Annotated in this window: 22 protein-coding genes; 15 read left to right on the top strand and 7 right to left on the bottom strand. The window is 41.5% G+C overall.

Annotated elements, in window-relative coordinates; all coding sequences use genetic code 11:
- Positions 1–268: 268 nt before the first annotated feature.
- The 6 genes from COJ96_RS27575 (at position 269) to COJ96_RS27550 (ending at position 7334) form a co-directional block, all read left to right on the top strand.
- The gene (locus COJ96_RS27575; RefSeq protein ID WP_098576824.1) at positions 269–955 is read left to right on the top strand and encodes a response regulator transcription factor; all 687 of its coding nucleotides are present in this window, start codon (positions 269–271) and stop codon (positions 953–955) included.
- The gene (locus COJ96_RS27570; RefSeq protein ID WP_098576823.1) at positions 930–3041 is read left to right on the top strand and encodes a HAMP domain-containing sensor histidine kinase; all 2112 of its coding nucleotides are present in this window, start codon (positions 930–932) and stop codon (positions 3039–3041) included. Before COJ96_RS27575 ends, COJ96_RS27570 begins: the two co-directional genes overlap by 26 nt.
- Positions 3042–3210: 169 nt before the next feature.
- Positions 3211–3537 carry a hypothetical protein gene (locus COJ96_RS27565; RefSeq protein ID WP_098576822.1) on the top strand — a complete coding sequence of 109 codons (327 nt, stop codon included), beginning with the start codon at positions 3211–3213 and terminating at the stop codon, positions 3535–3537.
- A gap of 137 nt (positions 3538–3674) precedes the next feature.
- The gene (locus tag COJ96_RS27560; RefSeq protein ID WP_098576821.1) at positions 3675–4364 is read left to right on the top strand and encodes a phosphotransferase; all 690 of its coding nucleotides are present in this window, start codon (positions 3675–3677) and stop codon (positions 4362–4364) included.
- Between the two features lie 327 nt (positions 4365–4691).
- Positions 4692–5726 carry a UDP-glucose 4-epimerase GalE gene (galE, locus tag COJ96_RS27555; RefSeq protein WP_098576820.1) on the top strand — a complete coding sequence of 345 codons (1035 nt, stop codon included), beginning with the start codon at positions 4692–4694 and terminating at the stop codon, positions 5724–5726.
- Between the two features lie 498 nt (positions 5727–6224).
- Complete coding sequence (locus COJ96_RS27550) at positions 6225–7334, top strand: FtsZ/tubulin family protein (protein ID WP_098576819.1); 1110 nt, start codon at positions 6225–6227, stop codon at positions 7332–7334.
- 48 nt (positions 7335–7382) lie between these two features.
- On the opposite strand, the gene COJ96_RS27545 is transcribed toward COJ96_RS27550, so the two are convergent.
- The 3 genes from COJ96_RS27545 to garR form a co-directional block, all read right to left on the bottom strand.
- Positions 7383–8702, bottom strand: coding sequence for a gluconate:H+ symporter (locus COJ96_RS27545; protein ID WP_098576818.1), 1320 nt, complete (start codon positions 8700–8702; stop codon positions 7383–7385).
- 184 nt (positions 8703–8886) lie between these two features.
- A complete protein-coding gene (locus COJ96_RS27540) occupies positions 8887–10323 on the bottom strand; it encodes a four-carbon acid sugar kinase family protein (protein WP_098576817.1) in 1437 nt (478 codons plus the stop codon).
- 3 nt (positions 10324–10326) lie between these two features.
- Positions 10327–11220 carry a 2-hydroxy-3-oxopropionate reductase gene (garR, locus tag COJ96_RS27535; RefSeq protein WP_098576816.1) on the bottom strand — a complete coding sequence of 298 codons (894 nt, stop codon included), beginning with the start codon at positions 11218–11220 and terminating at the stop codon, positions 10327–10329.
- Between the two features lie 310 nt (positions 11221–11530).
- Here garR and COJ96_RS27530 point away from each other — a divergent pair, with 310 nt between their 5' ends.
- On the top strand, positions 11531–12151 hold the full coding sequence (locus COJ96_RS27530; RefSeq protein ID WP_373561753.1) for a GntR family transcriptional regulator: 621 nt from the start codon (positions 11531–11533) through the stop codon (positions 12149–12151).
- Between the two features lie 61 nt (positions 12152–12212).
- Here COJ96_RS27530 and COJ96_RS27525 read toward each other — a convergent pair whose 3' ends face one another.
- From COJ96_RS27525 to COJ96_RS27515, 3 genes are all read right to left on the bottom strand, one after another.
- Entirely contained in the window at positions 12213–12401 is a 189-nt protein-coding gene (locus COJ96_RS27525; protein WP_098576814.1) for a hypothetical protein, read from the bottom strand.
- Between the two features lie 59 nt (positions 12402–12460).
- Complete coding sequence (locus COJ96_RS27520) at positions 12461–13318, bottom strand: dimethylarginine dimethylaminohydrolase family protein (protein ID WP_098576813.1); 858 nt, start codon at positions 13316–13318, stop codon at positions 12461–12463.
- 192 nt (positions 13319–13510) lie between these two features.
- Positions 13511–14014: a hypothetical protein gene (locus COJ96_RS27515; RefSeq protein WP_098576812.1), complete on the bottom strand. Its 504-nt coding sequence runs from the start codon at positions 14012–14014 to the stop codon at positions 13511–13513.
- A gap of 615 nt (positions 14015–14629) precedes the next feature.
- Between COJ96_RS27515 and COJ96_RS27505 the strand changes: the two genes are divergently transcribed.
- From COJ96_RS27505 to dgoD, 4 genes are read left to right on the top strand one after another with little or no spacing between them, the layout of a single operon-like run.
- Positions 14630–15379 carry an IclR family transcriptional regulator gene (locus COJ96_RS27505; protein ID WP_098576810.1) on the top strand — a complete coding sequence of 250 codons (750 nt, stop codon included), beginning with the start codon at positions 14630–14632 and terminating at the stop codon, positions 15377–15379.
- Between the two features lie 15 nt (positions 15380–15394).
- On the top strand, positions 15395–16348 hold the full coding sequence (locus COJ96_RS27500; protein WP_098576809.1) for a sugar kinase: 954 nt from the start codon (positions 15395–15397) through the stop codon (positions 16346–16348).
- A gap of 25 nt (positions 16349–16373) precedes the next feature.
- Positions 16374–17003, top strand: a complete 630-nt coding sequence (locus tag COJ96_RS27495) for a bifunctional 4-hydroxy-2-oxoglutarate aldolase/2-dehydro-3-deoxy-phosphogluconate aldolase (protein WP_098576808.1) — start codon at positions 16374–16376, stop codon at positions 17001–17003.
- A gap of 28 nt (positions 17004–17031) precedes the next feature.
- Positions 17032–18180 carry a galactonate dehydratase gene (gene dgoD, locus COJ96_RS27490; RefSeq protein ID WP_098576807.1) on the top strand — a complete coding sequence of 383 codons (1149 nt, stop codon included), beginning with the start codon at positions 17032–17034 and terminating at the stop codon, positions 18178–18180.
- Between the two features lie 150 nt (positions 18181–18330).
- On the opposite strand, the gene COJ96_RS27485 is transcribed toward dgoD, so the two are convergent.
- Positions 18331–18765, bottom strand: a complete 435-nt coding sequence (locus COJ96_RS27485; RefSeq protein ID WP_098576806.1) for a CBS domain-containing protein — start codon at positions 18763–18765, stop codon at positions 18331–18333.
- Between the two features lie 364 nt (positions 18766–19129).
- Between COJ96_RS27485 and COJ96_RS27480 the strand changes: the two genes are divergently transcribed.
- From COJ96_RS27480 to COJ96_RS27465, 4 genes are all read left to right on the top strand, one after another.
- Positions 19130–21799 (top strand): endo-beta-N-acetylglucosaminidase, encoded by a 2670-nt coding sequence (locus COJ96_RS27480; RefSeq protein ID WP_257148655.1) that lies wholly within the window; start codon positions 19130–19132, stop codon positions 21797–21799.
- A gap of 282 nt (positions 21800–22081) precedes the next feature.
- A complete protein-coding gene (locus COJ96_RS27475) occupies positions 22082–24787 on the top strand; it encodes an alpha-mannosidase (RefSeq protein ID WP_098576805.1) in 2706 nt (901 codons plus the stop codon).
- Positions 24788–24798: 11 nt separating this feature from the next.
- Positions 24799–26118, top strand: coding sequence for a glycoside hydrolase family 125 protein (locus COJ96_RS27470; protein ID WP_098576804.1), 1320 nt, complete (start codon positions 24799–24801; stop codon positions 26116–26118).
- 24 nt (positions 26119–26142) lie between these two features.
- Positions 26143–26754 carry a YesL family protein gene (locus tag COJ96_RS27465; protein ID WP_098576803.1) on the top strand — a complete coding sequence of 204 codons (612 nt, stop codon included), beginning with the start codon at positions 26143–26145 and terminating at the stop codon, positions 26752–26754.
- The last annotated feature ends 35 nt before the right edge of the window (positions 26755–26789 follow it).

Raw genomic sequence — 26789 nt, 5'->3', positions numbered from 1 at the left:
TTAATCGACAGTCTCAAATCTCCGCTTATTACATTTGCTGGTTACTAGATGAAGGATAAGACTCTTATTTAAAAAGGAATGCAGCTCTATAAATAAAACTCGCCAAATTTACTTTGGCGAGTTTTATTTATATACCCATACCACTAATACACGTGTTAAGAAAATCTTAAGATTTTCATCATGTGTTTGTTAAGATTTACTTGATATGATTCTTTTTGCAGGCATACTAAAAGGTAATAGTAAAGGCCAGAGTGGGGGGTGAATTTCCATGAACGTGTTGGTTTGTGATGATGATAAGGAGATCGTCGATGCGATCGGAATTTATTTAGAAAATGAAGGATATCAACTATTTAAAGCGTTTAATGGTTTGGAAGCCATGAATCTCATCAAAGATCATGAGATTCATCTGATTATCATGGATATTATGATGCCAATGATGGATGGGTTAAGGGCCACGATGAAGATTAGGGAAGAAAATAATATCCCGTTGATTATGCTTTCTGCTAAATCGGAGGATTCGGATAAAATTCTCGGTTTAAATTTAGGGGCAGATGATTATCTCACCAAGCCGTTTAATCCCCTGGAGCTGATTGCAAGAGTTAAGTCGCAGCTGCGGAGATATACCACATTGGGAAGTCTTGAAACGAAGCAGAATGTCTTTCGGACGGGGGGGCTGGTCATTGATGATGAAAGTAAAATCATCACAGTCGATGGGGAAGTGGTCCATCTTACACCGGTGCAGTATAAGATTTTGAAATTGCTGACGGCTAACGCCGGAAGAGTTTTTTCGATTGAGGATATCTATGAAAGGGTATGGAATGAAACCTCATTTAGTCCGGAAAATACCGTATCCGTACATATTAGAAAAATAAGAGAGAAGATTGAAATCAATCCGAAGGAACCGAAATATTTAAAGGTGGTGTGGGGAGTTGGATATAAAGTTGAAAAAATATAGCCACTTATTAACAACGAAAATCATTGTTTTGATGATTGCAGTCGTTTGTTTGACAGGGGTCATCAAAGCGGTGATTCAGGTGGAGGTAGTCCATGATGGTTATTTTGGCATGGTGATGGAAGAGGACTATCTTTCAAGTAATGCATATATTCGAGAAAATGAAAAGATTGTGGACAATCTTACCACCCTTCTTAGGGAATATAAGAGTGAGGACAATATTTTAAAAGGCGGGTCGATTGGTGAAGAGAGGTTAAGGATGGAGACGATGGAGTTATATTCCGATTTTGAGCTCTCTTCTAAGGACTATCGGCCGGAATTAAGGGAAGCGGAGAACTATTCCACCTTTCAAACAGAGTATGCTGACAAGATTGCTCAGGTTAAGGAAAGATTGATAAAGGAAGATTTAAGAACTTATCATAGATTATTGCAAGAGCTCACGGAGCAGAGAAATCCGTTGTTTTATGCAAGTGATGGTGTAAATGTTTATACGAACACGACAATGAAAGAAAAAAGCCAGTTTAAAGAGTATCCTGCATATCTGGTGTTTGGGGATTATAAGAGGGAGGTTTATCCGAGCGAAATCGAAGAGAATGAGCAATTTCGATTTATTACAGATCCAATTGAGGAATTGAACCAAGACAAGACGGTGTTATATATTGCGTTTACCGACGACCTTTTAAGCCGGAAAATAAACGAGTGGAATCAAGATAAAGCACTGGTCACAAAGAACCTTTCTATTCTAGCCGCATTTTTGCTAGGTTTCCTCCTTTCCTTTGGTTATCTCCTCCTCGTTACAGGAAGAAGGTCATTTAAAGATGACCATGTACATCTTCATACAGTAAACAGACTATACAATGATATCAATATCGCGCTATGTATTAGCTTAATGACCATTTGGGGAACATGGATGGATAATGTGGCACAACAAAACATTGATAAAATCGCCATTCCTATCACGATCCCGATTTCAGCCGTCGTATTTGTGCTGATTCTCTCATTGGCTAAACATATTAAAAATAAAACGTTCTTTAAACATACCTTGATTTTTGCGATCATCCATAAGCTTATCACTATTGTAAGAAATGTCTATGAGTCAGGAAATGTCGCGGTTAAGACGGTATTAATCGTCATTGGCTACCCATTATTGGTTGCGGTAACGTTTTTTATGTTCCCGGTTACCATTGGTTTGGCAGCCTGGTTTGCTTATAAAAAAGTGAAGAGTTTTCAAGTGATCCAGGATGGAGTGGAAAGGATTAAGGCGGGAAATCTTCAGCACCGAATCGATGTGGCGGACCGTGGGGAGTTTAAAACCCTTGCGAGCAACATCAACAGCATCACGGATGGATTAACTATGGCTGTCGATCGTGAACTCAAAAGTGAACGTTTAAAGACGGAGTTAATCACCAATGTATCTCATGATATTCGAACACCGTTAACCTCCATCATTACGTATGTGGATTTACTGAAAGGGGAGGAGGTCACGCCAAGAGCTGCCGAATATATCGAGATCTTGGATCAAAAATCAAAAAGACTAAAACTACTAACGGATGATTTATTCGAGGCGGCTAAAGCGACGAGTGGAAATATTTCCGTTGATTTTGAAAAAATTGATATTGTGTCCTTAATTACCCAGGGGCTTGGCGAAGTAAATGATAGAATTGAAGCCTCCCACTTGCAATTCAAGCTGAATCATCCCAAGGATAAGATGTATATTAAAGCGGATGGAAAATTACTTTGGCGATCAATTGAAAACTTATTATCGAATATCTTTAAATATGCGCTCAGCGGTTCCAGAGTCTATATCGATATCGAGGCTGACGATCGTGAAATTCAGCTTAGCTTTAAGAATATTTCCGCCTATGAGTTAAATATTTCAGCAGAAGAATTAATGGAACGTTTTAAGCGGGGAGATGAATCCCGATCCAGCCAGGGCAGCGGGCTGGGATTATCAATTGCAAAAAGCCTCATCGAAGCTCAAAAAGGTAAATTTAACATCCACGTGGACGGAGATTTATTTAAGGCTGTGATTACTTTCCCTATGGTGCCTGACACCCACACGAAAGATGTGACCGATCATCCTTTTTAAACCGTTTTACAGCAAAACTCTGTACTTGTTACAGAGTTTTTTTATTAAGGGCGCTGCGGTGGCCTATGGTTACGCGTTGGGGAGACTTAGGTTAGGTACCCTGCCATCGGTCAATACATATAATAAAACCTACAGGAAGTTTATTGATTTAATAGAAGGAGAAAATTTTATGCTTACCGAAGCGGATGCATTTAGAAAAGACGGCTTTATAACTGTAGTCCTCTTTGGGCGATTGCCCACACCGTGTGATGAAGTAGTAGTACTCGGATATTATCCAGCAAACGAATTTGGTCCTGCTCGAGTTTTTCTTAGAGAAGGCAGAAAACCTGGAATGGAAAATATGTTTTGTATACAGACATTAGGGAAAATATGGAGTATCAATCGGATCATTCCTGACCGATATTCTCCGATTGTTGAGATTTATATCAATGACCAACTGGTTAGGGAAATTCGGGTGATAGAATTTACAGAATTGGGATTCCATAACCTGCATTAAATGATATATTTAACACGACTGATGATCATTTAGTTTGTAACTACCTGAAGCCAAAGTTAAATCAGAGCTGCCGGTGTGCAGCTCTTTTTTGTACGAATGGGGCAGGATAATATTCAAAAGGAAGAAAAGGAGAACGGATGGAGATTAATAATAGGATTACTGCTATATTGAATGATAACTATGGAATTGAAGCAACTTCAATAGAACAACGACCAGGCGGCTGGTCGGCTTTAGCATTCTTCGTGGAAGATAAGTGTGAAAAGTATTTTTTAAAAGTATATGACAAAAGAAAGCCGTCCATTGTTCCGTGGATTGAGGCAATTGATAGATATACTCCCTTAGTAAAGTGGATGTATAACCATACTGATTTAAGAAACAATCTTGTTAATCCAATCTTAACCAAATTGAAAAATAATAAATGCGAGGACGAGCAGTACGTTTATTTACTTTCAGAATATATTGAGGGAACTACAGTTGCCGACCAACAGCTAAGTCAAAATCAGGTAAATGAGCTGGCTAAGATTCTTGGAATACTTCATAATAACACTTCTAACATCCCTTATGAATTAAAACAGCAACAAGTAAACGAAAGTTTCGACATAGATTTCTGCGAAAACTTATCTTCTTTTATTCATTACGATTTGGATCATACAGATGATAACGTTTTAGAAATTGTGAAGCCTTATACAGGCACTTTATTAGATAAGATTAACAAAATGAGGTATTTATCTAATAATTTGAAAAGAAAACCGTTTCTAAAGTCGGGCCTTGATTCCTGCACAAGAACTGAGAGCTTTCGGTCGGACATTCAAAAAGTCTTTAATTAAAAGGTAAACTAAATACTCTAGTTGAACTAGCGGTGCCTGACACCACCCCGTTTAAAGTTCACCTGAGTCATTAATAGATCAAGTGGAAAATCCCCTATCATGAGCAGATAGGGGATTTATTATGTAATTAATAAATTTTTTAAATAGTAACTAGTCTATGTTAGAGCTGATTTTTCAAAAAATTAACAAATTAGGAAGCCCTAATGAGTAATTTTTATGTATAATAAAATTAGAATATTCCTATTTTTGTATTTATTTAAGTTGAATTAAACAGCTGCATCTTATGCATTTTGAGTAAATAAGTGCTTATAAAAGGAGAGTTGGTCAATGGCGATTTTGGTAACAGGCGGTGCTGGATATATTGGAAGTCATACTTGTGTAGAGCTGCTATCTGCAGGCTATGAAATTATTGTTCTAGATAATTTATCAAATAGTAAACCTGAATCACTAAGTAGAGTGAAAGAGATAACTGGTAAAGACTTTTTGTTTTACGAAGTTGACTTGCTTGACCGAAAACGACTTGAGGATGTGTTTTCAAACCATTCGATCGAAGCTGTTATCCATTTTGCAGGACTCAAAGCGGTTGGGGAATCCGTTTCGATCCCTCTCCATTATTATCATAATAATATCACTGGAACGCTTGTTCTTTGTGATGTGATGAAGAAATATGGTGTGAAGAATCTTGTATTTAGTTCATCTGCAACTGTGTATGGTATGCCAGAACGGGTACCTATTTCTGAAGATTTCCCACTAAGTGCAACCAATCCATATGGCCGGACTAAGCTTATGATAGAAGAAATCCTTCGTGATCTACATATTGCAGATGATAGCTGGAGTATTACCTTATTGCGTTACTTCAATCCGATTGGAGCTCATGAGAGTGGCAGGATTGGGGAAGATCCCAATGGTATCCCTAATAATTTAATGCCTTTTATTACTCAGGTGGCTGTTGGGAAAAGAAAAGAGTTACAAGTGTTTGGAAATGATTATCCAACGGTGGATGGCTCGGGTGTAAGGGATTATATTCACGTCGTTGACCTTGCACTAGGCCATTTGAAAGCGCTTGAAAGAGTAAAGTCTTCCATTGGTGTGGATGCTATTAATCTTGGAACCGGAACTGGTTATAGTGTAATAGAAATGGTAACAGCTTTTGAAAAAGCAGCTGGTGTGGAAGTTCCGTATAAGATCGTGGAGCGCCGGCCTGGAGATGTGGCCGTTTGTTATGCCGATCCTTCAAAGGCAAAAAATGTACTAGGATGGACTGCTGTAAGAGGAATTGAAGACATGTGCAGAGATTCTTGGAGATGGCAGGAAAATAATCCGAATGGGTATGAGACGAATATAGTAGTAGAATCAAAGTGAATGTAAACTGAAGGAAACAGGTACATACCGAATATGGTGTGACTGTTTCCTTTTTTATGGGGAAAGTTGACATTTTTCTCAAGTGTCCTAGGGAAAAATCTAGGGATGATGGGAGCTGAAGTAACTTTTAATTAAACGTTTGTGTAGTTTCGAAAATGTGAGGTTTTAGTAGAATCATGTAAGTTGATGAGAAATCCATCTGATTTTGTTAAAAGATGGGTTATTTCCTGCGAAATAATAAATTATTTTCGACATTCTTTTTGTCCATTTTGCTGAGGGAATACATATATATCAGTACTTGTAGAAGTTTTAACCAAACGTTTGAATAGTATAGCCTAAATGGTTTTTTGGCGAAAGAGTGTCGGTTCACGGCGTTGGCCAAGACCCTGGGGACGGCTTTCATGACCCTCCACACGAAATTAAACACCATTTTTAAAATGAAAAAGTCTAAATTCATAAAACTTGAGTATTATCATATTAGGATAAGGAGGCGATCTGGTGAAATCAATTGGAATCTTGGGTGTAGGTCAAGCAGGCGGTAATATAGCTGAGATAGCAACAACCTTGGGCTTTCAAACTGCCCTCATCAACACGAACCAACGTGATGGGATAGTCAACACCAGGGTGGAAAGAAAGTATTTTGTCCCTGGTTATAATGGTGCTGGTCAAGATAGATCCATAGGATTAAGAGCTGTTAAGGAAAATTATCGAGAGTTGATTGACTTTGTAAAGGGGTCCTTTAAAAACATAAGGCTGTTATTGGTGGCCTTCTCAACTGACGGTGGTACTGGATCAGGAATGAGCCCTTTATTAATTGAGATGTTATTAGATCACCTGCCTGGTGTTAACGTTGGGGCGATTGCTATTTTACCTGAGCGAAACGTGTTAGCTGGAAACCGAATCAATGCTTCTGAATGTATTGAAGAGATTTCCAAAATTGAATCGATCTCTTCAGTATTCCTAGTAGACAATGATCAGATGCGTAAGCTTAACCCACAGTCCAGTAAACATCTAATCTACCTTTCTTCGAATCAACAAGTCATGGAAGCCATAAACAATGTCCTGCGAGTCACAAATAAGAGTTCATTTTATGGTAACTTTGATGAGTCGGACCTAATGAATATTCTTAATACCAGAGGAGTAACGATCATCTCTTCCGCCACGATCACAGACGCGAAGACGATGTCTGACGCATCTAGAGAAATTCACCAATCTTGGATTAACTCCATATTCTGTCCTGTTGAATCAGCAGGTGTCATTCGAGCTGGTTTAATCTATGAAGGACCAGAGAATATGTCGAAGCTCATTAATATACCATCAATCTTTGAAAGGATTGGAGAGCCCTTACAATTATTCGAAGGAACATATTTCTCAGAAACCGACCCTACGATAACAACCATTCTGGCGGGCTTTTCCTTCCCAACCCGGCGTCTGCTATCACTAGAGGATTCCCTCGAAAAGAACAAAGATCGTTTACAAAACCTAGTCATCAAGGAACAAAGTCAGCGGTATGAGTCTAAAGTATCCTGGGCATCCGGCCTAAAAGCAAAAAAACCTGATAAACAGGCAGGACCAGTGGCGTCCAAGTTTCCAAAGAACCAGAAATAACGAATCATGCAAAAAGACGAATCCGTGTGGATTCGTCTTTTTTACATGTTATATAAACATATCCAAGATTAGGACACCAGCAAGTCCAACTAAAGAAATAATCGTTACCATGATAGACCATGTTTTAATGGTTTTTCCAATGGAAAGATTAAAGTATTCTTTGTAAATCCAGAAGCCTGCGTCATTCACGTGTGAGAAGGTAACACTTCCCGCACCAGCAGCTAGTACCATCAATTCTGGGCTTGCACCAGTTGAAGCGACAAGAGGTGCAGCAATACCAGCGGCTGTCATACCTGCTACTGTTGCAGAACCTACAGCAATCCTTAGGATTGCGGCGATTAGCCAAGTTAGAAGCAGTGGTGAAAGATTAGAGCCAGCCATAAGATCGGAAATATATTTGTCAATGTGGCTGTCAATCAGTACTTGTTTGAACGCACCACCTGCTGCAATGATTAAAAGAATCATACCAATTCCACTTACAGATTCACTAAGAGATTGCATTATTTCCGGCATTTTCTTACCAAGATTTAAACCGAATGTAAAGATGGCTACAATCACAGAAATTAAAAGGGCAATATTAGCATTCCCAATAAAATCAGTTACCGGTGCAATGGCTGATTCAGGGGCAAAAATTTCTACAATCGCTTGTAACGCAATTAAAATAACAGGTAAAAGGGCTGTGAAAAGACTGATTCCGAATTTAGGAAGTTCTCCTTCTTTAAATTTCTTTGGATTAAATAGACCTTTTGGAATTTCAATATCTAACGATTCTTTTTTAAATAATTTTGTATAAACGGGACCTGCAAGAATAAAAGCAGGAATTGCAATGATGATTCCCAAAATCATCGTTAAACCGATATTTGCACCGAAAACGTTTGCAACCGCAGTTGGACCTGGGTGCGGAGGCACAAATCCATGCATGGTAATCAGGGCAGCAATTACGGGCATACCAAGATATAGTACTGGCACTCTAGCAGCTGTGGCAATGGTAAATACTAATGGAATTAAAACCACAACTCCAGTTTCAAAGAATAAGGCGATTCCAACAACAGCGGCCGTAATAACTGCAGCCAGTTGAACTCTTTTTTCTCCGAAGGCATTAATCAAAGTTGTCGCGATACGCTGCGCACCGCCTGAATCGGTCATTAACTTACCAAGAACGGCACCCAAGATAATAATCATGGTAAGATGTCCAAGTGTTCCACCTAGACCAGCTTCAATGGATTCGACTGCCTTAATCGGTGTCATTCCTTCAAGAATTCCTACCGCCAGCGAAACAATAATTAATGATAAGAAAGCGTTTAATTTAAAGGCCATCATTAATACTAATAACAGTGCAACCCCTATAGTAACTGAAATAATTGGCATTTTTTCTCCCTCTTCCCCTTTGTGGTTTCATAAAAGGAGGCCGCCTCCGTAAGGAGTTCACTCAAACTCTATCATCTGATTCTTGATGATGGTTCATTCTTGCTGAAAGACGACTATATGATGAGTGTTAACTCCTTACTTCAGGGCCAAACCATTTTTTAGAAAAATTGATTCTTTTTATGGATTACTTTTTACTTAGCATTTCAACAACTTCTCTTAAATCTGTTTTTGTTCCAACGTTTCCTGGGAAGATAACATAGGAAATTCCCGGGAACTTGCTCTCGCTGCCTGTTGTCCAGACAGGAATTCCAGGCCGGATTTGACCTGCTACTGTTGCTCTTTTCACTTCAAGACCGTTTGTCCCAATATCACTAGAGGTAATACCGCCTTTAGCTATAATATAGGAAGGTCTTACTTCTAACCGTTTTACGATACTTGTAACGGCATCGGAAATTTTGACAGCAAGCTTTAGTTCTTCTTCTTTCTTGCCTTCTCCGAGATCCAATCTTTCTCTTCTTGTATAAACAGCCACATTTTTTCCTTCAACAATGAGCTTATTTGTTGTCTGTATTACTCTATCAAGTTCTTTTTCGAATTTTTCAGGCTCAAGTACTAAATGAACATTGAATTCGATAAATGCAACGGCATTAGACTTTTTCAGTTCTTCAAACTGTTCTGTTGTCTTTTTAACATGGGATCCAATAATGACTAACCCGCCATTGTTGCTGTCTTCACTCATGATTTCCTCACGAGTGAGCAGATTTTTATCGCTTACGCCTCCGATTACTTTCGTTAGTGCGGCTGCGCTTCTGAACATGAAGTTCTTTCCTTTATTCATTGCTCTAATTAAAGCAATGGTAAAGATTTTGACATCCGCATAATCAACTGCATTCACAATGATTTTATTAAAGTCTTTCACTTTCAGAAGCTGCTGTTCAATGGTGTCAACATCCAGTGCACGCAGGCTTTCAAGCGAAATATAGGTCATATTCTCAGCTTGATATTTACCATTAGATTTTTCTTCGGCCCACTCGCCTAAATGTGATTTGGTATAACCGAAGGTGCGGTCTTTCGCAAATTCAGTTTCCCCTGCAGGGACAAGATACTCATCATATTGAACAAAGTGGATATTATCGATTGTGAAGCGTCCGCCTTCTTTAAAGAAGGGAAGGATTACCTCGCCATCAAATCTGTCATCTGAGTTTGCTTCAACCGTTTCTTTTAACACTTGAGTTTCTAGTGGATAATGGCCTCTTAATGTTGAATCACCACGGCTGATAATGGTGAATTGGCGATTGTTTCTTTTTGCTGCCTCCACAATATTAGCGGCAATTTCTTGATGCGCTTTTGTTGTTTCTGCGGCAGTAAATCCACGTGAATTTGTTAAGATAAAGAACATGGAGCTGTCTTCTTGGAAGCCTTTGTCGATACTTTCCAGAGACCAATCTGTATAAACAGAAACTCCATGAACGGTTTGAACTCCGGTTGGGTCATCATCGAGTACGATGATTTTTTTATTTAAATTCTTAAGTTCCTTTTCAATCATTTCATTCACAAGGCTTGTATCAACAGAAGGGATGCTGTTAAAAACTTCTTCTACTAATCTTCTATTTGAATTCATTGATTAAGAACCCCTTACTTCAACATTTGCTAGTTTTTCATAATATTGAACGATACCGCCGTGATCATCCATTAATTTTCCATCCACTTTTAATGCATGGAAGATTTCTAAAAGATGGCTCGATAATGGAAGCGGTACGCCAATTTCATGAGCTGTATCCATTACGTTAGTAATGTCTTTCATATTGATGGCAATGGTTCCGCCTGGCGCAAAGTTTCTTTCAAGAATTAATGGAACTTTTGCATCAAGCACTGCACTTCCTGCTAATCCGCCTCTGATGGCTTGATACATTTTTTCAATATCAATTCCAGCTTTAGCTGCCAATACCAGTGCTTCAGACATTGCTGCAATATTCAGGTTTACAATGATTTGGTTAGCTAATTTGGCTGTAACTCCGCATCCGCTGTCTCCAACTAATGTAACCGCACTTCCCATATCGAATAGAACTGATTTTGCCTCTTCGAAGACGTCTTCCTTGCCGCCAACCATGATCGCTAAAGTACCATCAATTGCTTTAGGCTCGCCGCCGCTGACCGGTGCATCCAAAAAGCCAACGCCTCTTTTTGCTGCATCTTCCGCTAGTTCCTTTGAAACAGCGGGAGTAATGGAACTCATATCAATAATAATGGAGCCTTCTTTAGCCCCTGCTAAAATTCCATTGTCACCTAAAACAACAGATTTTACATGTTTAGATGCCGGAAGCATAGTGATGATAATTTCACTGTTTTCTGCTACTTCTCTTGGTGAATGAGCTTTCTTTGCACCCGCTTCCAATAATGTTTGTAAGGCATCTTGATTAAGATCATTGACTGTTAATGTATGTCCTGCTTTAACAAGGTTTAATGCCATAGGTTTTCCCATTATGCCTAATCCGATAAATCCAATCCTCTTTGTCATGCTGTTTTCCTCCTAATGCATTATGTTATGAAATGCTGATACCCGCTTGAAAAATGATTTTCTACTTTTATCATCTTGATTGGGTCATCCGCTTTGAAATTGAAAGTTTGCAAGCAATCGCTTACATATGTGTTTACGTTTTAAATTGTATACTAAAAAATATTTTTTGTATACATTTTTTATTTAAAATGTATACATTTTATGAATTTCTGTATGCGAAAAGTGAATTTTACTTGTTACTTCAGTGATTTTATTAAAATAATTTGGTACTATGAATATAATTAGAAATTGAAAAACTGGGGTGGATTTTGTGTTTGAAAGTAACAGCTCACGACCGGCGTATCACCATTGTTATGAAATTCTTCGCGATAAAATTTTAAATGGTGAGCTTTCTGGCGGTACTAAGATCGTTGAGGAAAAAATTGCTGCGGAGCTTGGTGTCAGCAGAACACCGATACGAGATTCGATCCGAAAATTAGAATATGAAGGACTAGTAGTGAAAAAGAGAGTGGTAAATCCAACGGAGAAGGATTTACGAAATATGTTTAGTGTCCGGATCTTGCTTGAAGGGTACGCAGCCCGTTGTGCGGCAAACTTCTTAAAAGAACCTGAAATTGAAAAACTATACGAATATGTTGAGATTGGCAGAAAGGGCACCAAAGAAGAAATTATGTCTGCCAATGAAAGTTTCCATAATGATATTGTGAATGCAAGCAATAATCCAGTCATGATTGATATCATTGATCGGATGCAGGCAATTATTTATCTGTTTAGAAAAACGGTTGTTATTTATAATCGTCCGCATCTAATTGATGAGCACGAAGAAATTTATGAAGCAATCAAGGCAAGAGATGGTGAAAAGGCTGAAATCCTGATGAAAAAACATTTAGAAACGGACTTGAACTTTTATCTTCATGTCATGAGTAAATGAGTATCGTTATTATGAAACAAAAGGTGCCCTTAACAACATTTTAAGGGCACCTTTTGTTCTTTTATTTTTTTGATAATAAGCGGACAAATTTTGTCATTACTGGCTCCATTGCTTGCTGCATTTCTGCCATGATCGTAGATAGATGTGCCATTTGTTGCTTTTCGGTACATGTTTGAAGGTAAGAGACAGCAGCCATCGAAACTTCTGTATTGACATTTACTTGTGAAACCAGCACGAATCGCTCTAACAATGGATTCCTTTTCATTCATTTCTATATACTTTTTGTTATGGTCATTTTTATATTTTCTTTTACGATTCTCGTAAAATAGGAAGGGTGCAACAACGGAAGGAACCGCCAGATTTAATGATTTCTGTGATATCCACCTCAATAACTTCAAATCCCCGGTTACGAAGCTGTTTGTTTACATTCCCATTAACCGGCAGACTAAAAACCCGTTTGTTGCCTATACTTAATACATTTGTGCCCAATTGAAATTGTTCTTCTTGCGAAACCTCAATTAATTCATAGCGTGAAGCAAAAAAATCGATGTCTTTTTTCCTTAAGGCATTTGGGTAAATAAGGGCCACTTCAGGTGAAACGACATTAAATATACAATCTAAATGCAGGTATTTATCTTTAAATGGGATGGTAATGACCTTGAATTGAGTCAACAGACTCTGTAAATGTTCAGCTGCTTTTTGGTCCGTCCGATTGCTGAGCCCCACGTAAATTGTTTCTCGATCAATCACAACATCTCCGCCTTCAATTCGTTCCTCGTATAAATTATAATAAGAGATTTCTTCATCCTCCAGCCATTGTTTTAAAATGTCTTCCTCCCCTGCACGAACATCCGTTGCCATCTTGGCAACAAAGATTGTTTGCCCTAGTGTAAAACCAATATCCCGAGTAAATACTTGTTCAGGATATTTTTTATGGTAAGGCAATAAACTAACTTCGATATCATGTTTCTTCAGTGTTTTGACAAATTCACCGTGCTGTTCAAGCGCACGTTCAATATGGATCCCTTCATTTTTAAAATGCTCTTGCGTTTCATTAATTACTTCGCGGATTGTCATATATTGAGGCTGACAAAGGATTACTCGTCTTAATACATCGTACTCACTCATGCAAAAAGTCTTGTTGTTTGTTATTGGGCTTTCTGTCATTTTTTCGCCCTCCTGTATGCTCTTTTTAATCTAGGTTTTCCTAAACGTTCGTTATTATTTACAAACCAACAGTAGGTAAAAACTCTTTCACTATAGAATCTTTGATTAAAGAAATTTAGTCATATATGAACAAAAGTGCCTGACACCACCCTCATTATTCAAGGGGGGTGTCAGGCACTGTTTTTTTGGTTATTAAATAAACACAAACATATGGAAAAGAAATACTCCTAGAAACACAAATGCTGTTATGAGATGGAATTTGCGACGGAAGCCTGATGCTTTTTTGTGACGTAAATAACCAGCAAACAGTGTGAACAGAAGGCATAAAATTGCCAGGTATCCACTTAATAGCTTCAGGTGGTTAAATCCAATCACTGGCCCTAGTTCAAAGAGGTTGATTAAGGCATGCCCGAAAATGACCGTTGTCCCGTAAAGGGCAATCTTAATATGCCACTTCATTAGAAATCTAGAAAACTTTGCAAGGCTGATTTTAACCTTCCGCAGAGAAGTCTTTCGTATAACTAGAAAAATAAAATACATATTGATATTTATAAGAAATAAAATGACTCCAATTTGAGATAAAAACTGTGCGGTTATAAGGATGGAGCTATCGTGAGGACGTAAAAACCAAATATATACAATCGAAAGGATGATGGCAGCAATGTTCGCAAATATCCAAAGCTTATGGTGGTGCATATTGAACCCCCCTTTGCTATAGCTTACCAAGGCCGGAATCCTCCTTCAAGCGCAATGGATAAAATATATTAGGAATCACCGCCAGCTGAGAGATACTTAGGGCATATTTACCCTGGTGCCTGACACCACCCGCTTCTTGGTTGGGGGAACATGTTTAGGCACCCGACTAGATTAATAGGCGGAGAATTTCCGCTTATTTTGGAATTATCATTAAAAATAGCTGAAATAGACGGAGAAATTCCGCCTATTTACTCGAAAAGTATGAAAATGGGGGGGTTGCACTGCATAACCGGAAAAACTTCCCTTATTTCCCCCGGAAGCGAGCTCCAATCTGCTATTAACCGGAAAAACTCCGCTTATTTTCCTTTCGCTGGTTCCTTAATGAAGGGCAAACAATGGGCGCTAGATGAAAACCATAAAACCATTAAACCAAAGGTGCCTGACACCACCCTCCCGATTGTCCCCGAAAAGAACATTCCTATTGTTTTTTTTTTTTTTTGTAAACGGTTGCAAGAACGCCCTTGACGGAGGGATTGAGTGGTGCTATTATGTGTCTACGATAATCACATATAGGATTTAACATCACATATGTGATTTATAAAAAGGAGGGAGAGTATGTCGGTAAAATCGGCTGAACGAGTTCTCCAGGTATTTGAATTACTAGCCCATAATCCTGATGGGTTATCGATTAAAGAGGTTAGTGAAAAACTTTCATTTCCGCAGAGCAGCACATCGAACCTTATTGCCACTCTTTTAAAACAAGGGTATTTAAGTTTAGACAACATGAAGAAATATAAGCTTGGAGCAAAGTTAGTTCACATTGGCACCATGGCTATGGAGAACTTAGATATTTCTCTTCAAGCGAAGCCATATCTTGAAAAATTAATGCACAGTGTTCAGGAAACGGTATTTATGGCAACGCTGTCTGGGGAAGATCTGGTCTATCTTACTAAAATAAACAGTAATCGATCGATTCGAACGACCGCTCAAACGGGATACAGTAAACCGCTTTATTGTACGGGGTTAGGTAAAACTTTTTTAGCGAATATGGCAGAGGAGGAAAGAAAAAGCATCTTAGATCGGATTGACTTAGTACCGATCACCGCGAAAACCATCACCAATAGGGAAGAGTTAGAGAAAGAACTGTATCAGTATTCATTAATTGGCTACACCATCGATGATGAAGAAAATGAAGAAGGATTATATTGTGTGGCAGCTCCCATCTTTGGCGCAGACCGAAGGATTCAAGCTGCTATTAGTGTGGCAGGTCCAAAAGAACGGATGCTAGCTCAAAAAGCAGAGGTAGTGGAACGCGTCCTTTGGACATCAAAGAAAATTTCTGAAAGTTTGGGATGTATTTTATAAGAAAAGGGTGAGTACATGGATGTTATTAGCATTGGGGAAACGATGGTTTTACTAACCCCAAATACGCCTGGAAAAATGCGCTATTCCAATCAGTTTACCTCGAAGATAGCTGGTGCAGAAACGAATACACTTATTGGGCTGGCTAAGCTTGGCCATAAGGCGGGGTGGATTAGCCGGTTAGGGAGAGACGAATTTGGAGCTCAAATCTTAACTGCGATTCGCGGAGAAGGTGTAGATATTAGTCGAGTGGCCTTGGACGAGAATGCTCCAACAGGTGTATTTTTTAAAGAAATTATCAATCAAGATCGGGTTAATATTTACTATTATCGAAAAAATTCAGCAGCGAGTCTGCTCACCCCTGCTGATCTTGATCAGGAGTATATCGCTCAGGCGAAATTCTTATATATATCAGGAATTACTCCCGCTCTAAGTCCATCGTGTAGAGAGACCGTCTTTTATGCGATTGAAATAGCTAAGGGTAACGGGGGAAGAGTTGTGTTTGATCCAAATATTCGCAGGAAGCTGTGGGAAGATGACGAAGCAAGGGCAACCATCTTAGAAATTGCAGGGAAATCAGACATTGTCTTACCTGGGATTGGTGAATGTGAATTTTTGTTTGGTACAAGGGATTGTGAAAAAGCAGCTCGTTCCTTCCTTGCTTTAGGTGCAGAGACCGTTGTCGTCAAGCTTGGCGAGAAAGGTTCTTATTATTCTACTTCAGCTGAAAAAGGATATATTGATAGTTTTACAGTTAGTAACGTAGTCGATCCAGTTGGAGCAGGAGATGGTTTTGCTGCAGGAGTACTTTCTGGATTTCTCGATGGCCTATCTATTGGAGATGCCGTGAAACGAGGCTGCGCGATTGGTGCTATGGTTGCTACCATAAACGGTGATATAGAAGGACTACCGGACAGGCGTGAATTGGAGAAATTTACTCAGTCAAACGTAAGGGACGAAGTTAATCGTTAGTTTTTAAAAAGGAAGGGAATGTCTAATGAGTACATTGCAAAAGATCTTAGATCACAAATTAATCGCTATTATACGCGGAGCACACCCTGAGGATACATTAAGCATTGTTCGATCTTTATATGAAGGGGGGATACGAGTCGTTGAAATCACGATGAATTCCCCGAAAGCGCTATCTGCCATTGAGATGGTTGCTGATAAATTTGGTAAAGAAATGGCCGTAGGTGCAGGAACTGTTTTGGATCCAGAATCTGCTCGCAGTGCCCTTCTTGCAGGTGCGCAATTTATTCTATCTCCGACGATGAAGCCTGAAACGATTCGGATGACAAAAAGATATGGTGCGGTGAGTATTCCTGCCGCATACACTCCGACTGAAATTTTGGAGGGTTATGAACAAGGCGGGGATATTATTAAAGTTTTTCCGGCAACGACTTTAGGTCCGCAGTTTATCAAGGATATTAGGGGACCACTGCCGCAAATTCCTTTATTGCCAACAGGCGGTGTGGGCTTAAATAATATGAAGGACTATCTTGCTGCCGGTGCTGCAGGCCTCGGAATTGGCAGTTCTCTTGTGAATACAAAAGAGGAAATAACAGAGGAGTATTTAATGCGTTTATCTGAAAAAGCAAAGCAATTTACATTAGCAGCCAATAACTAATACTACTATTAAATGGAGAGTGTTCATTATGAAAATAACAGGTTATGAATTATTCACAGTCCAACCACGCTGGTTATTCTTAAAAATTGAGACAGATGAAGGTATTGTTGGTTGGGGAGAGCCGGTCATCGAGGGTAAAGCGGCAACAGTAAAAGCTGCAGTTGATGAGATGATGACTTATTTAGTAGGTAAAGATCCTTTAAGAATTGAAGATCATTGGAATGTTATGTACCGAGGTGCCTTTTACCGAGGTGGCGCTATTTTAATGAGTGCTATTGCTGGTATTGACCAAGCTCTCTGGGATATCAAAGGTAAATATTTCAATGCACCAGTTTACCAGTTACTAGGAGGAGCGTGCCGTGATTCGATCAAGGTGTATTCATGGATTGGCGGAGATCGCCCAAGTGATACAGCCCGAGCTGCGAAGGAATGTGTAGAAAGAGGGTTCCAAGCGGTTAAAATGAATGGAACCGAAGAATTACAATACATTGATTCCTATGACAAGGTTGATAGATTACTAGAAAACGTGGCAGCTGTTCGTGATGCCGTTGGTAGAAATATTGGAATTGGTATTGATTTTCATGGCCGTGTACATAAACCAATGGCAAAAGTATTGGCTAGAGCCCTTGAAGAATTTAATCCTATGTTTATTGAAGAACCAGTCTTGCCAGAGAATAATGAGGCACTAAAGGAAATTGCTTCGTTAACTTCGATTCCGATTGCAACTGGTGAGCGTATGTTCTCTAGATGGGATTTTAAACCGTTATTACAAGGTGGATACGTAGATATTATCCAACCTGACTTATCCCATGCAGGCGGTATTACCGAATGTAAAAAAATTATTAGCATGGCTGAGGCATATGATGTTGCCGCTGCTCCGCATTGTCCATTAGGCCCTATCGCTTTAGCTGCATGCTTACAAGTAGATGCCACTGCACATAATGCGTTTATCCAAGAACAAAGCTTGGGAATTCACTATAACCAAGGCAGTGATTTATTAGACTATCTAAAGGATCGAACTGTCTTTGATTATGAAAACGGTTATGTGAAAATTCCACAAGGACCAGGTCTTGGTATTGAAGTGAATGAAGAGTTTGTTCGGAAAATGGCAAAAGAAGGTCACCAATGGCAAAATCCAGTATGGCGCCATCGTGATGGCAGCGTAGCTGAGTGGTAATTCTCTTTTTTGAATGGGTTGAAAAATGTTCTAGTCTGATCCACTATCAAAAACCATGCTGTTGTCCAGCATGGTTTTAATGCGTCTGGTATGATTCCCTGATACGCTGCCATCAAGGTATGAGTCTGTGCTAATTAAAAGGACCCCTGACTATTGTTGAGGTGCGGAAGGAGTTGAAATACTTTGTAATGCCTGTTCTGCCTCATTTGCATATTGATTTTGTACTGCAAGATCCCCTAAAGCAACCATTCCCACTATTTGTCCATTTTCAATTACCGGCAATCGGCGAATTTGCTGCTGTGCCATCAAATCTGCTGCTTGATGAACATCCATATCAGGTGTACCTTGTACGATTTGCTGTGCAGTCATGACTTGAGACACTTGTGTTTTTGCATTTTCTCCCTGTGCTGTCGTACGAAGGGTGATATCCCGATCCGTTACAATTCCAACCATTTGTCTGCTGTTATTTACTACTGGAATCGCTCCAATATTATATTCGCTCATTAACGCTGCAGCTTCCTGTACGGTCTGTGTTTCGTTAACTGTAACAATATCTGCTGTCATAATATCTCTTAATTGTGCCATGGAAATACCTCCAATTATATTTCTCCTCTATAGGATGGGGAACATTAGCGAAATTATTAATGGTATTTTTATACAAATATTGATTCAGTTGCTTGTCATTTCCAGTCACTCACATCATGGGGATTTTTAATGGAAAAACCTTAGAGATAATGGAAAAACTAAACCATATTTTGTGCATTCGTTGACGGAGCAATCTGCTCAGAATAAGATGTGGAAAAAAGGGTCAAATCGGAATGACTGACGGAAAAAACATCATCGAAGGCAATTTTGACAGCGCTATCATTGTATCGTCCCATTCAGGGAAAGGGGAAGCAAGCTTACATAAGCTTCAATATAAAAAATAGATGGAGAGCGAGGAGAAACAGTGAAAAACGTGAAAAAGGGATTTTTGTGGCTGGTTTTCTTTTTGGGCATCTTTGTAGTGGGGGTATCACCTAACACAAGCTATGCCAAACAGCCAGAATCATCTTATTGGTATCCCGAGCAATTATTGAATTGGACGCCGGAGAACGATCCGGATGCTGTGTTTAACCGCAGCCAAGTTCCATTGGGCAAACGGGACGTGTTATACAAAGTCAATGATCATGCCCAGTCAGAAGCAAAGGTAGTCGCTTTGTCTGCACTCAATCCCACAACGAGTGGCGTACCGTCCCAAGGCGGGAAGGAATTTTTGGCGAATACGTTCAGTTATTGGCAATACGTCGACATCATGGTGTATTGGGCAGGTTCTTCCGGTGAAGGGATTATCGTGCCGCCAAGTGCGGACGTCATTGACGCTGCCCATAAAAACGGCGTGCCGATTTTGGGAAATGTTTTCTTCCCTCCAACCGTCTATGGAGGAAAGGTTGCGTGGCTGAACCAAATGTTGACGCAACGGGAGGATGGCTCTTTCCCTGCGGCGGACAAGCTGCTTGAGGCGGCACGCTATTACGGATTTGACGGCTGGTTTATTAATCAGGAAACCGAAGGCGGAGATGCCAAGACCGCTCAAAAAATGAAGGAATTCCTCATCTATCTTCAGCAGCATAAGAGTGAAGGCATGCATATCATGTGGTACGATTCGATGACCAAGGACGGAAGGGTTAGCTGGCAAAATGCGTTGACCGATCAAAACAGCAGCTTCCTGCAGGATGGAGGGTCACGTGTTTCCGACAGTATGTTTTTAAACTTCTGGTGGCGCAACCAGCAGTCTTCTGTTAATAAAGCTCAGGAAATCGGCAGAAGCCCGTATGATTTGTTTACTGGGATTGATGTGGAAGCAAATGGGACAAGCACGAACGTTCCTTGGGATGGGATTTTCCCTGAGGGGAAAGCGCCATTAACTTCATTAGGCATTTATCGCCCGGACTGGGCCTTTAAAACGGCTGAGACCATGGAAGAGTTTTATCAGAAGGAAAATGAATTCTGGGTTGGAAAGTCCAAAAACCCTGCAGCTACAAGTAATAACGGGACATGGAAAGGGATGGCCCACTACTTTACCGCTAAAACCGCGATCGAGGAGCTCCCTTTTGTGACGCACTTTAATACCGGAAGCGGCAAGTTTTTCGCTGCAGATGGAACGACAGTAAGCAATCAGTCCTGGAATAACCGCAGTCTCCAGGATCTCCTTCCGACCTGGCGCTGGCTGAAAGAGGGCGGGCAGGCTGTTGACGTCGATTTCGATTGGGATACAGCCTATTACGGCGGCAGCTCGTTGAAGCTTTCAGGAACGATCGAGGCAGACAACCCAACACATATCAAGCTTTATAAAACCAATCTGCCGATCCAAAAGGATACGGAAATCTCGCTGACATACAAAACAGATTTGAAAAAGCCAAACATGAAACTGGGAGTCAGCTTTACAGACAAGCCCGACCAATTTGTGTTTTTTGATGTGAAAAAACGAACGGATCAACCGTGGACGACGGATTCATTCAAACTAAAAAAATACAGCGGTAAAAACATCGCAGCCATTTCGCTTTTGGTTGAAAGTGACCAGGATGTGAAAGATTTTACGACCCATATCGGAGAAATCAAGGTTTATAACAAACAGGAAAAGCACAATTCCATCCATGCTCCGAACGATGCAAAGGTAAATAAAGTCGAGTTTAAGAAAGGAATCTACGCGGACGTTGCCCTTGCTTGGAAGCCGTCTGATTCCGATGTGAGCCACTATGAAATTTATCGCAAGCTGCCGAACAATGAAAAAGAGTTTGTTGGTGCTACCCCTAACAAGGTGTATTACTTATCCAATCTGAAGAGAAGCGAGAAGGAAAGCAGCACCACGTTGGAAATTGTTGCGGTGAACAAAGAGTTCAAGCGCAGCGAGCCGACAAAGGTTACCTTCGATTGGCCGTCCTATCCAAAGCCGGAAGCTGATTTCGGTGCCGATCAAACGGTAGCGGCTCCGGGGAAGGAAATTCATTTTCTTAATCGTTCATCCGAAGTAACAGAAGAAGTGGAATGGCATTTTGAAGGTGGAACTCCAGCAGTGAGTAAGGAGGAAAATCCGGTCGTCACCTATGAAAAAGAAGGCGTCTACTCGGTTACCCTGATCGCGAAAAACAGCGAGGGTGAAAGTGTCCTGACAAAAGAAGCGATGATTACCATTTCTGAAGCAGCCAAGGACATTAAAAATGTGGCATTGAATAAGACCGCGATTGCCAGCGGACAATGTGCTCCGAGTGAAGCGGCGAAGTATGCGTTCGATGGCAAGGACAACAGTAAATGGTGTGCATTGGGGAATGCTCCTCATTGGCTGCAGGTGGATCTGGGCGACCAGTTTGCCCTTTCCAAGTTTGTCATTCACCATGCACAAGCGGGCGGGGAACCGCAAGCCTTCAACACTCAAGCCTTTAGGATTGAAGTAAGCACGGATGGAGTTAATTGGACGGAAGCTGTCAAGGTGACCGACAATACAGCGGCGGTTTCAGAACACAGCATCGCGTTAACAAACGCACGCTATGTCCGTTTATGGGTGGACAAACCAACCCAAGGCGGCGATACGGCCGCAAGGATATTTGAATTTGAAGCCTATGGATTTCTGAATCCATAACCATGACCAAGTGGCCATGGGGACGGTTCCGCTGGCTTTTTCCAGGTGAACCATTGGCGAAAAGTTATAAGAACCGTCCCGGCGACTTAAGGGGGCAGCCCTCATTGCAGAGAAAGCAATGATGTCTGCCCCCATTTTTCATGAACTATTTTTAGATACACTGTAAAATCCATAGGACTTACTAGTAATCTATTGCTCGAAAATCCTAGCTTGTTAAAATGAAATCAAAGAAAATGATAGCGTTTTCGTAAAACTGAAATAAAGGAAAGCGGGTAGGATTCAATGAAAAAAACTGCACATATTATCTCCCATTCCCATTGGGACAGGGAATGGTACTTGCCTTTTGAACAGCACCGTTACTATTTTATCAAGCTGATGAATGAGTTGATCGACCAGTTCAAAAAAGAAGGAAATGATTTTCAATCGTTCCATCTCGATGGCCAGACGGTTCTTTTAGAGGATTACTTTGCCGTTCATCCGGAAAACCGGGAGATTGTCAAACAATTAATCGAACAGAAAAAGCTGCATATCGGACCATGGTATGTGCTTCAGGATGCTTTTTTAACAAGCTCTGAAGCCAATGTCCGGAACCTGCAAATCGGTTTACATGATAGCAAAGCCTATGGGCATGTCTCAAAAATTGGCTACTTTCCTGACACGTTTGGCATTTATGGGCAGGCGCCCCAGCTTTTAAAGCAAGCGGGGATTGATACGGCGGCCTTCGGAAGGGGCGTCAAACCGACCGGCTTTAATAACACCGTGTCGGATTCTCCTGATTATGAATCTCCTTATTCTGAGATGATCTGGAAAGCACCGGACGGCTCGAACGTATTAGGTATTCTTTTTGCTAATTGGTACTCGAACGGCAATGAAATCCCGGCGGATGAAGCGGAAGCGAAGAAATTTTGGGATGTAAAACTCCGCGATGCTGAAAAGTATGCGTCCACCCATCAGTTATTGTTTATGAATGGAAGCGACCACCAGCCACTGCAAAAAACGATTCCGCAGGCGATTGAAACGGCAGCCAGTTTATATCCTGATTACACCTTTAAGCATTCCAGTTTTGATGAATATACAGAGGCGTTAAAAGAAGCACTTCCTGAGAAGCTGCAGGTCATTGAAGGCGAATTGCGCAATCAGCGGACCGATGGCTGGTCGACGCTTGTTAATACCGCTTCCAGCCGGATTTATTTGAAGCAATGGAACAACCACTGTCAAACCCTTTTGGAAAAAATCGCCGAGCCGCTCGCGAGCATGGGCTTTTTAGCAGGCGGGATCTACCCAAGGGAATATCTCCGCTTCATGTGGAAATCCTTGATGAAAAATCACCCGCATGACAGCATTTGCGGCTGCAGCGTGGATGAAGTACACCGTGAAATGGAGACCCGCTTTGAAACAGTTTCGCAAATGGGCGAGGTGTTTGTATCGGAGCAGGCAGCAGAGCTTGCCGGTAAAATTGATACCTCGGGCGCACCAGAGGGCGGAATTCCCCTTGTTATCATGAATACAACGGGGTGGAACAAGGAAGAAGTCGTCACAAAAACAGTGGATCTGGAAAAGGTGTATTTTTCACAAATGCATTTTGAAGACATTCCAATCTATTTACAGGATAAAGAATTACCGGCCTACAAGCTGACCGATCAAGCCGGCCATACTATCGAAAGTCAGCTGGAAAGCCCTGTGGTGGAGTTTGGCTATGATTTACCGGATGACAAATTCCGCCAGCCGTTTTTTGCCAAGCGGGCTAAGGTTTCCTTCTTTGCAGAAAATGTACCGGCTTTCGGCTACAAGACCTTCTATCTTATTCCGCAAGAACAGCCGGCCGGAGAGCGTCCAGAACACGCGGCGGAAGGCGGCATGGAAATCGAAAATGAATATGTTCACCTCCTGTTTCATGAGGATGGTACCTATGATTTAACGAATAAAGCAACCGGCAGGACCTTCCATCGTCTCGGTATTTACGAGGACACAGGGGATGTCGGCAATGAATATATGTTCAAGGAAGCAAAAGGACAGGAGCCGATGACGACAAAGGATGTCCCGGCCGTATTCCGTTTCCTTGAAAAATCACCGCTTCGAACTGAGCTTGAGTTTACGCATACCTTAACCATTCCGGTTTCAGCGGACGACCGATTGGCGATCGAACGGAACCGCTTGATTTGGCATAAGGAAAGGGAAGCAGGCAGATCGAAGGAAATGACGACTATTACACTAAGTACCGTTGTGACTCTCGAAAAAGGAATGAAGGGGCCGGCTTTCAAGCTGACCATGGACAATCAAGCAACGGACCACCGCCTGCGTGTCCTTTTCCCGACTGGATTGCAGACGGAAACACACCAGGCCGACAGTATTTTTGAGGTTGTGACCCGCCCGAATACACCGGAAAAAGAATGGGAAAATCCAAGCTTCTGTCATCATCAGCAGCGCTTCGCCAGCATTAATGATGACGAATTGGGCTTAACCGTGGCCACGGACGGCCTTCAGGAATATGAAATCCTTCCAGCGGATGGAACGATTGCCCTCACCGTCCTTCGTTCGGTTGCCGAGCTTGGCGACTGGGGCTACTTCCCGACACCGGAGGCCCAGTGCATCGGGATGCAAACAGCCGAGTGGCAAGTGCTCATGCATGAAAAAGATGTGATTGCGTCAAACGCCTTTGTGGAGGCGTATCAATATAAAGTTCCCCTTCAGGTTATTCAGACCAGCGCCCATGAAGGGACCTTGCCAGCTGACCATCAGTTTGTGAACCGGGAGTCCGAGGGCCTTGCATGGTCATCGATGAAAGTGGCGGAAGAATGTGATGACGTGATGATTCGCTGGTTCAATCCGGCGCCGACTAGTAAAAGTTTTACGGCATCCATCCCCGCCCAGACGGAGTTTACATCTTACAAGAGTACGATCCTTGAAGAACAAACCAATGATTCTAGCGAGCAGTATGAAGTCGCAGGCTATGAAATTATTACACTAGGTTTTCAACATAAGCGATAGGAGAGGGAAAAATGACAGCAGTAATTCCAGAATCGATGCAAAAACTGATCCAACATGTAAAGGAATGCTTTCCTGGGGATGAAAAATTACACGTTATGTTTGAGCAATGCTTTGTTAATACGTATACCACGACACTGAAAAAGCTGGAAGACGGAAAAACCTTTGTCGTCACCGGTGACATTCCGGCGATGTGGTTAAGAGACTCTGCAGCACAAGTGCGCCCCTATTTGCTGGCTGCAGAGGAGGATGAGGAGCTGGCCGAATTACTCGAAGGAGTGATTCGCCAGCAATTCGCCTTTATCCTGCATGACCCTTATGCCAATGCGTTTAATGAAACGGAAAATGGCAGGGGGCATCAAACCGATCTAACCGACATGACTCCCCATATTTGGGAACGGAAATACGAAATAGACTCGTTATGCTATCCAATCCAGCTCGCTTATCTGTTTTGGAAGTCAACCGGCCGTACGGCTTATATAAAAGAAACGTTCCAAACGGTTTTGGAGACGATTATCCAGGTTTGGAGAACGGAGCAGGATCATGAAAATAAGTCTCCTTACCGGTTTGAACGGGCCGATGTGCGCCAGTCCGATACCTTGACCCGTGAAGGAAAAGGAGGGCGTGTGGTTCCGACCGGAATGACCTGGAGCGCCTTCCGCCCAAGTGATGATGCCTGCACATACGGATACCTGGTCCCGGCGAATATGTTTGCCGTTGTCGTGTTAGGGTATGCGGCGGAAATGTGTGAGATGGTGTTACAGGATTCTTCCTTAAAAGAAGAGTGCTTAAAGCTTCGTGAGGAAATCAGGCAGGGGATTGAACAATATGCGAAATTGGACCATCCGATCTATGGAGAGATGTATGTCTATGAAACCGATGGGGAAGGCCGCGTTAACTTAATGGATGACGCCAATGTGCCAAGTTTGCTTGCGGCGCCGTACTTAGGGTATCAGTCATTTGAGGATGCGACGTATCTCAATACAAGAGAGTTCCTTTTGAGCAGGGATAATCCTTATTTTTACGAGGGTAAATATGCTAACGGCATTGGCAGCCCGCATACACCGGATCACTATATTTGGCATATTGCTCTTGCCATCCAGGGGATGACCGCGGTAAGTGATGCGGAAAAACAGGAAATTTTGGCTTATTTTAAAAACACCGATGGCGGGACGAATTTTATGCACGAAGGCTTTAACGCCGACTGTCCGGAGGAATTTACAAGAGATTGGTTCGCGTGGGCCAACACGATGTTCAGTGAATTCGTGCTGAGTTTAACCGGGAAAGCTGTTAAAGGAAGTCCGCTTTATCATCATTTAATGAAAAATAACTAGTTTTATTGGAAAGGGTGGTGCCGTATGAAAAATGGTTCATGGATGATTGTTGTTTGTGAATGGATATGGAGGGTGATCACAGCAAATCTATGCTGGATTGCCTTAACCGCCTTGGGACTCGGGGTATTTGGCTTTTTCCCGGCAACGGTTGCCCTGTTTACGATTGTCCGTAAATGGCTGAGAAAAGATACCGATGTACCTGTTTGGAAGACGTTTAAGCAGGTGTATTTTAAAGAATGGAAGAGAAGCAACGGAATAGGCCTTGTTTTTTACAGCATCGGCCTTTTTCTTTTTATTGATATCAGGATTACAGAGTCCTTCATGTCGGGTGTGTTTGCCAGCTTCCTTTCGGTTATCCTGTACATCCTGTTGATCATCTTACTATTGGCAGCCGGCCATTTTTTTGCCGTCTATGTCCATTATGAGCTTTCAAGTCGGGAATACATCAAACAGTCCTTTCTCGTCACCTTAACAGGGCTGCCTTCCATCATCTGGATTGGCGCTGGTTTTTTTGTGATTGGCTACCTGATCAATCAGGTTCCCGGCCTCATCCCGTTTATTTCTGCGGTGGCTCCTGCCTATTGGATGATGAAGGTTTGTCTTAACCGGTTTGCTCGTTTGGAAAGGGTCTGTTAAAGGTAAATGGCCGCGGCGATTTCCGATTCGCTGAT

The sequence above is a fragment of the Bacillus sp. AFS073361 genome (genome assembly GCF_002567005.1).
Lineage (GTDB): Bacteria > Bacillota > Bacilli > Bacillales > Cytobacillaceae > Neobacillus.
The sequence above is the reverse complement of the archived record's forward strand: the minus strand, read 5'-3'. Positions and strand labels throughout refer to the sequence as shown.

Excerpts from the sequence above, each read along its gene's own strand:
- COJ96_RS27575 (WP_098576824.1), top strand. The coding sequence starts at position 269 with ATGAACGTGTTGGTTTGTGATGATGATAAGGAGATCGTCGATGCGATC.
- COJ96_RS27565 (WP_098576822.1), top strand. The coding sequence starts at position 3,211 with ATGCTTACCGAAGCGGATGCATTTAGAAAAGACGGCTTTATAACTGTA.
- COJ96_RS27560 (WP_098576821.1), top strand. The coding sequence starts at position 3,675 with ATGGAGATTAATAATAGGATTACTGCTATATTGAATGATAACTATGGA.
- galE (WP_098576820.1), top strand. The coding sequence starts at position 4,692 with ATGGCGATTTTGGTAACAGGCGGTGCTGGATATATTGGAAGTCATACT.
- COJ96_RS27545 (WP_098576818.1), bottom strand. The coding sequence starts at position 8,702 with ATGCCAATTATTTCAGTTACTATAGGGGTTGCACTGTTATTAGTATTA.
- COJ96_RS27540 (WP_098576817.1), bottom strand. The coding sequence starts at position 10,323 with ATGAATTCAAATAGAAGATTAGTAGAAGAAGTTTTTAACAGCATCCCT.
- garR (WP_098576816.1), bottom strand. The coding sequence starts at position 11,220 with ATGACAAAGAGGATTGGATTTATCGGATTAGGCATAATGGGAAAACCT.
- COJ96_RS27520 (WP_098576813.1), bottom strand. The coding sequence starts at position 13,318 with ATGACAGAAAGCCCAATAACAAACAACAAGACTTTTTGCATGAGTGAG.
- COJ96_RS27515 (WP_098576812.1), bottom strand. The coding sequence starts at position 14,014 with ATGCACCACCATAAGCTTTGGATATTTGCGAACATTGCTGCCATCATC.
- COJ96_RS27505 (WP_098576810.1), top strand. The coding sequence starts at position 14,630 with ATGTCGGTAAAATCGGCTGAACGAGTTCTCCAGGTATTTGAATTACTA.
- COJ96_RS27500 (WP_098576809.1), top strand. The coding sequence starts at position 15,395 with ATGGATGTTATTAGCATTGGGGAAACGATGGTTTTACTAACCCCAAAT.
- COJ96_RS27495 (WP_098576808.1), top strand. The coding sequence starts at position 16,374 with ATGAGTACATTGCAAAAGATCTTAGATCACAAATTAATCGCTATTATA.
- dgoD (WP_098576807.1), top strand. The coding sequence starts at position 17,032 with ATGAAAATAACAGGTTATGAATTATTCACAGTCCAACCACGCTGGTTA.
- COJ96_RS27485 (WP_098576806.1), bottom strand. The coding sequence starts at position 18,765 with ATGGCACAATTAAGAGATATTATGACAGCAGATATTGTTACAGTTAAC.
- COJ96_RS27475 (WP_098576805.1), top strand. The coding sequence starts at position 22,082 with ATGAAAAAAACTGCACATATTATCTCCCATTCCCATTGGGACAGGGAA.
- COJ96_RS27470 (WP_098576804.1), top strand. The coding sequence starts at position 24,799 with ATGACAGCAGTAATTCCAGAATCGATGCAAAAACTGATCCAACATGTA.
- COJ96_RS27465 (WP_098576803.1), top strand. The coding sequence starts at position 26,143 with ATGAAAAATGGTTCATGGATGATTGTTGTTTGTGAATGGATATGGAGG.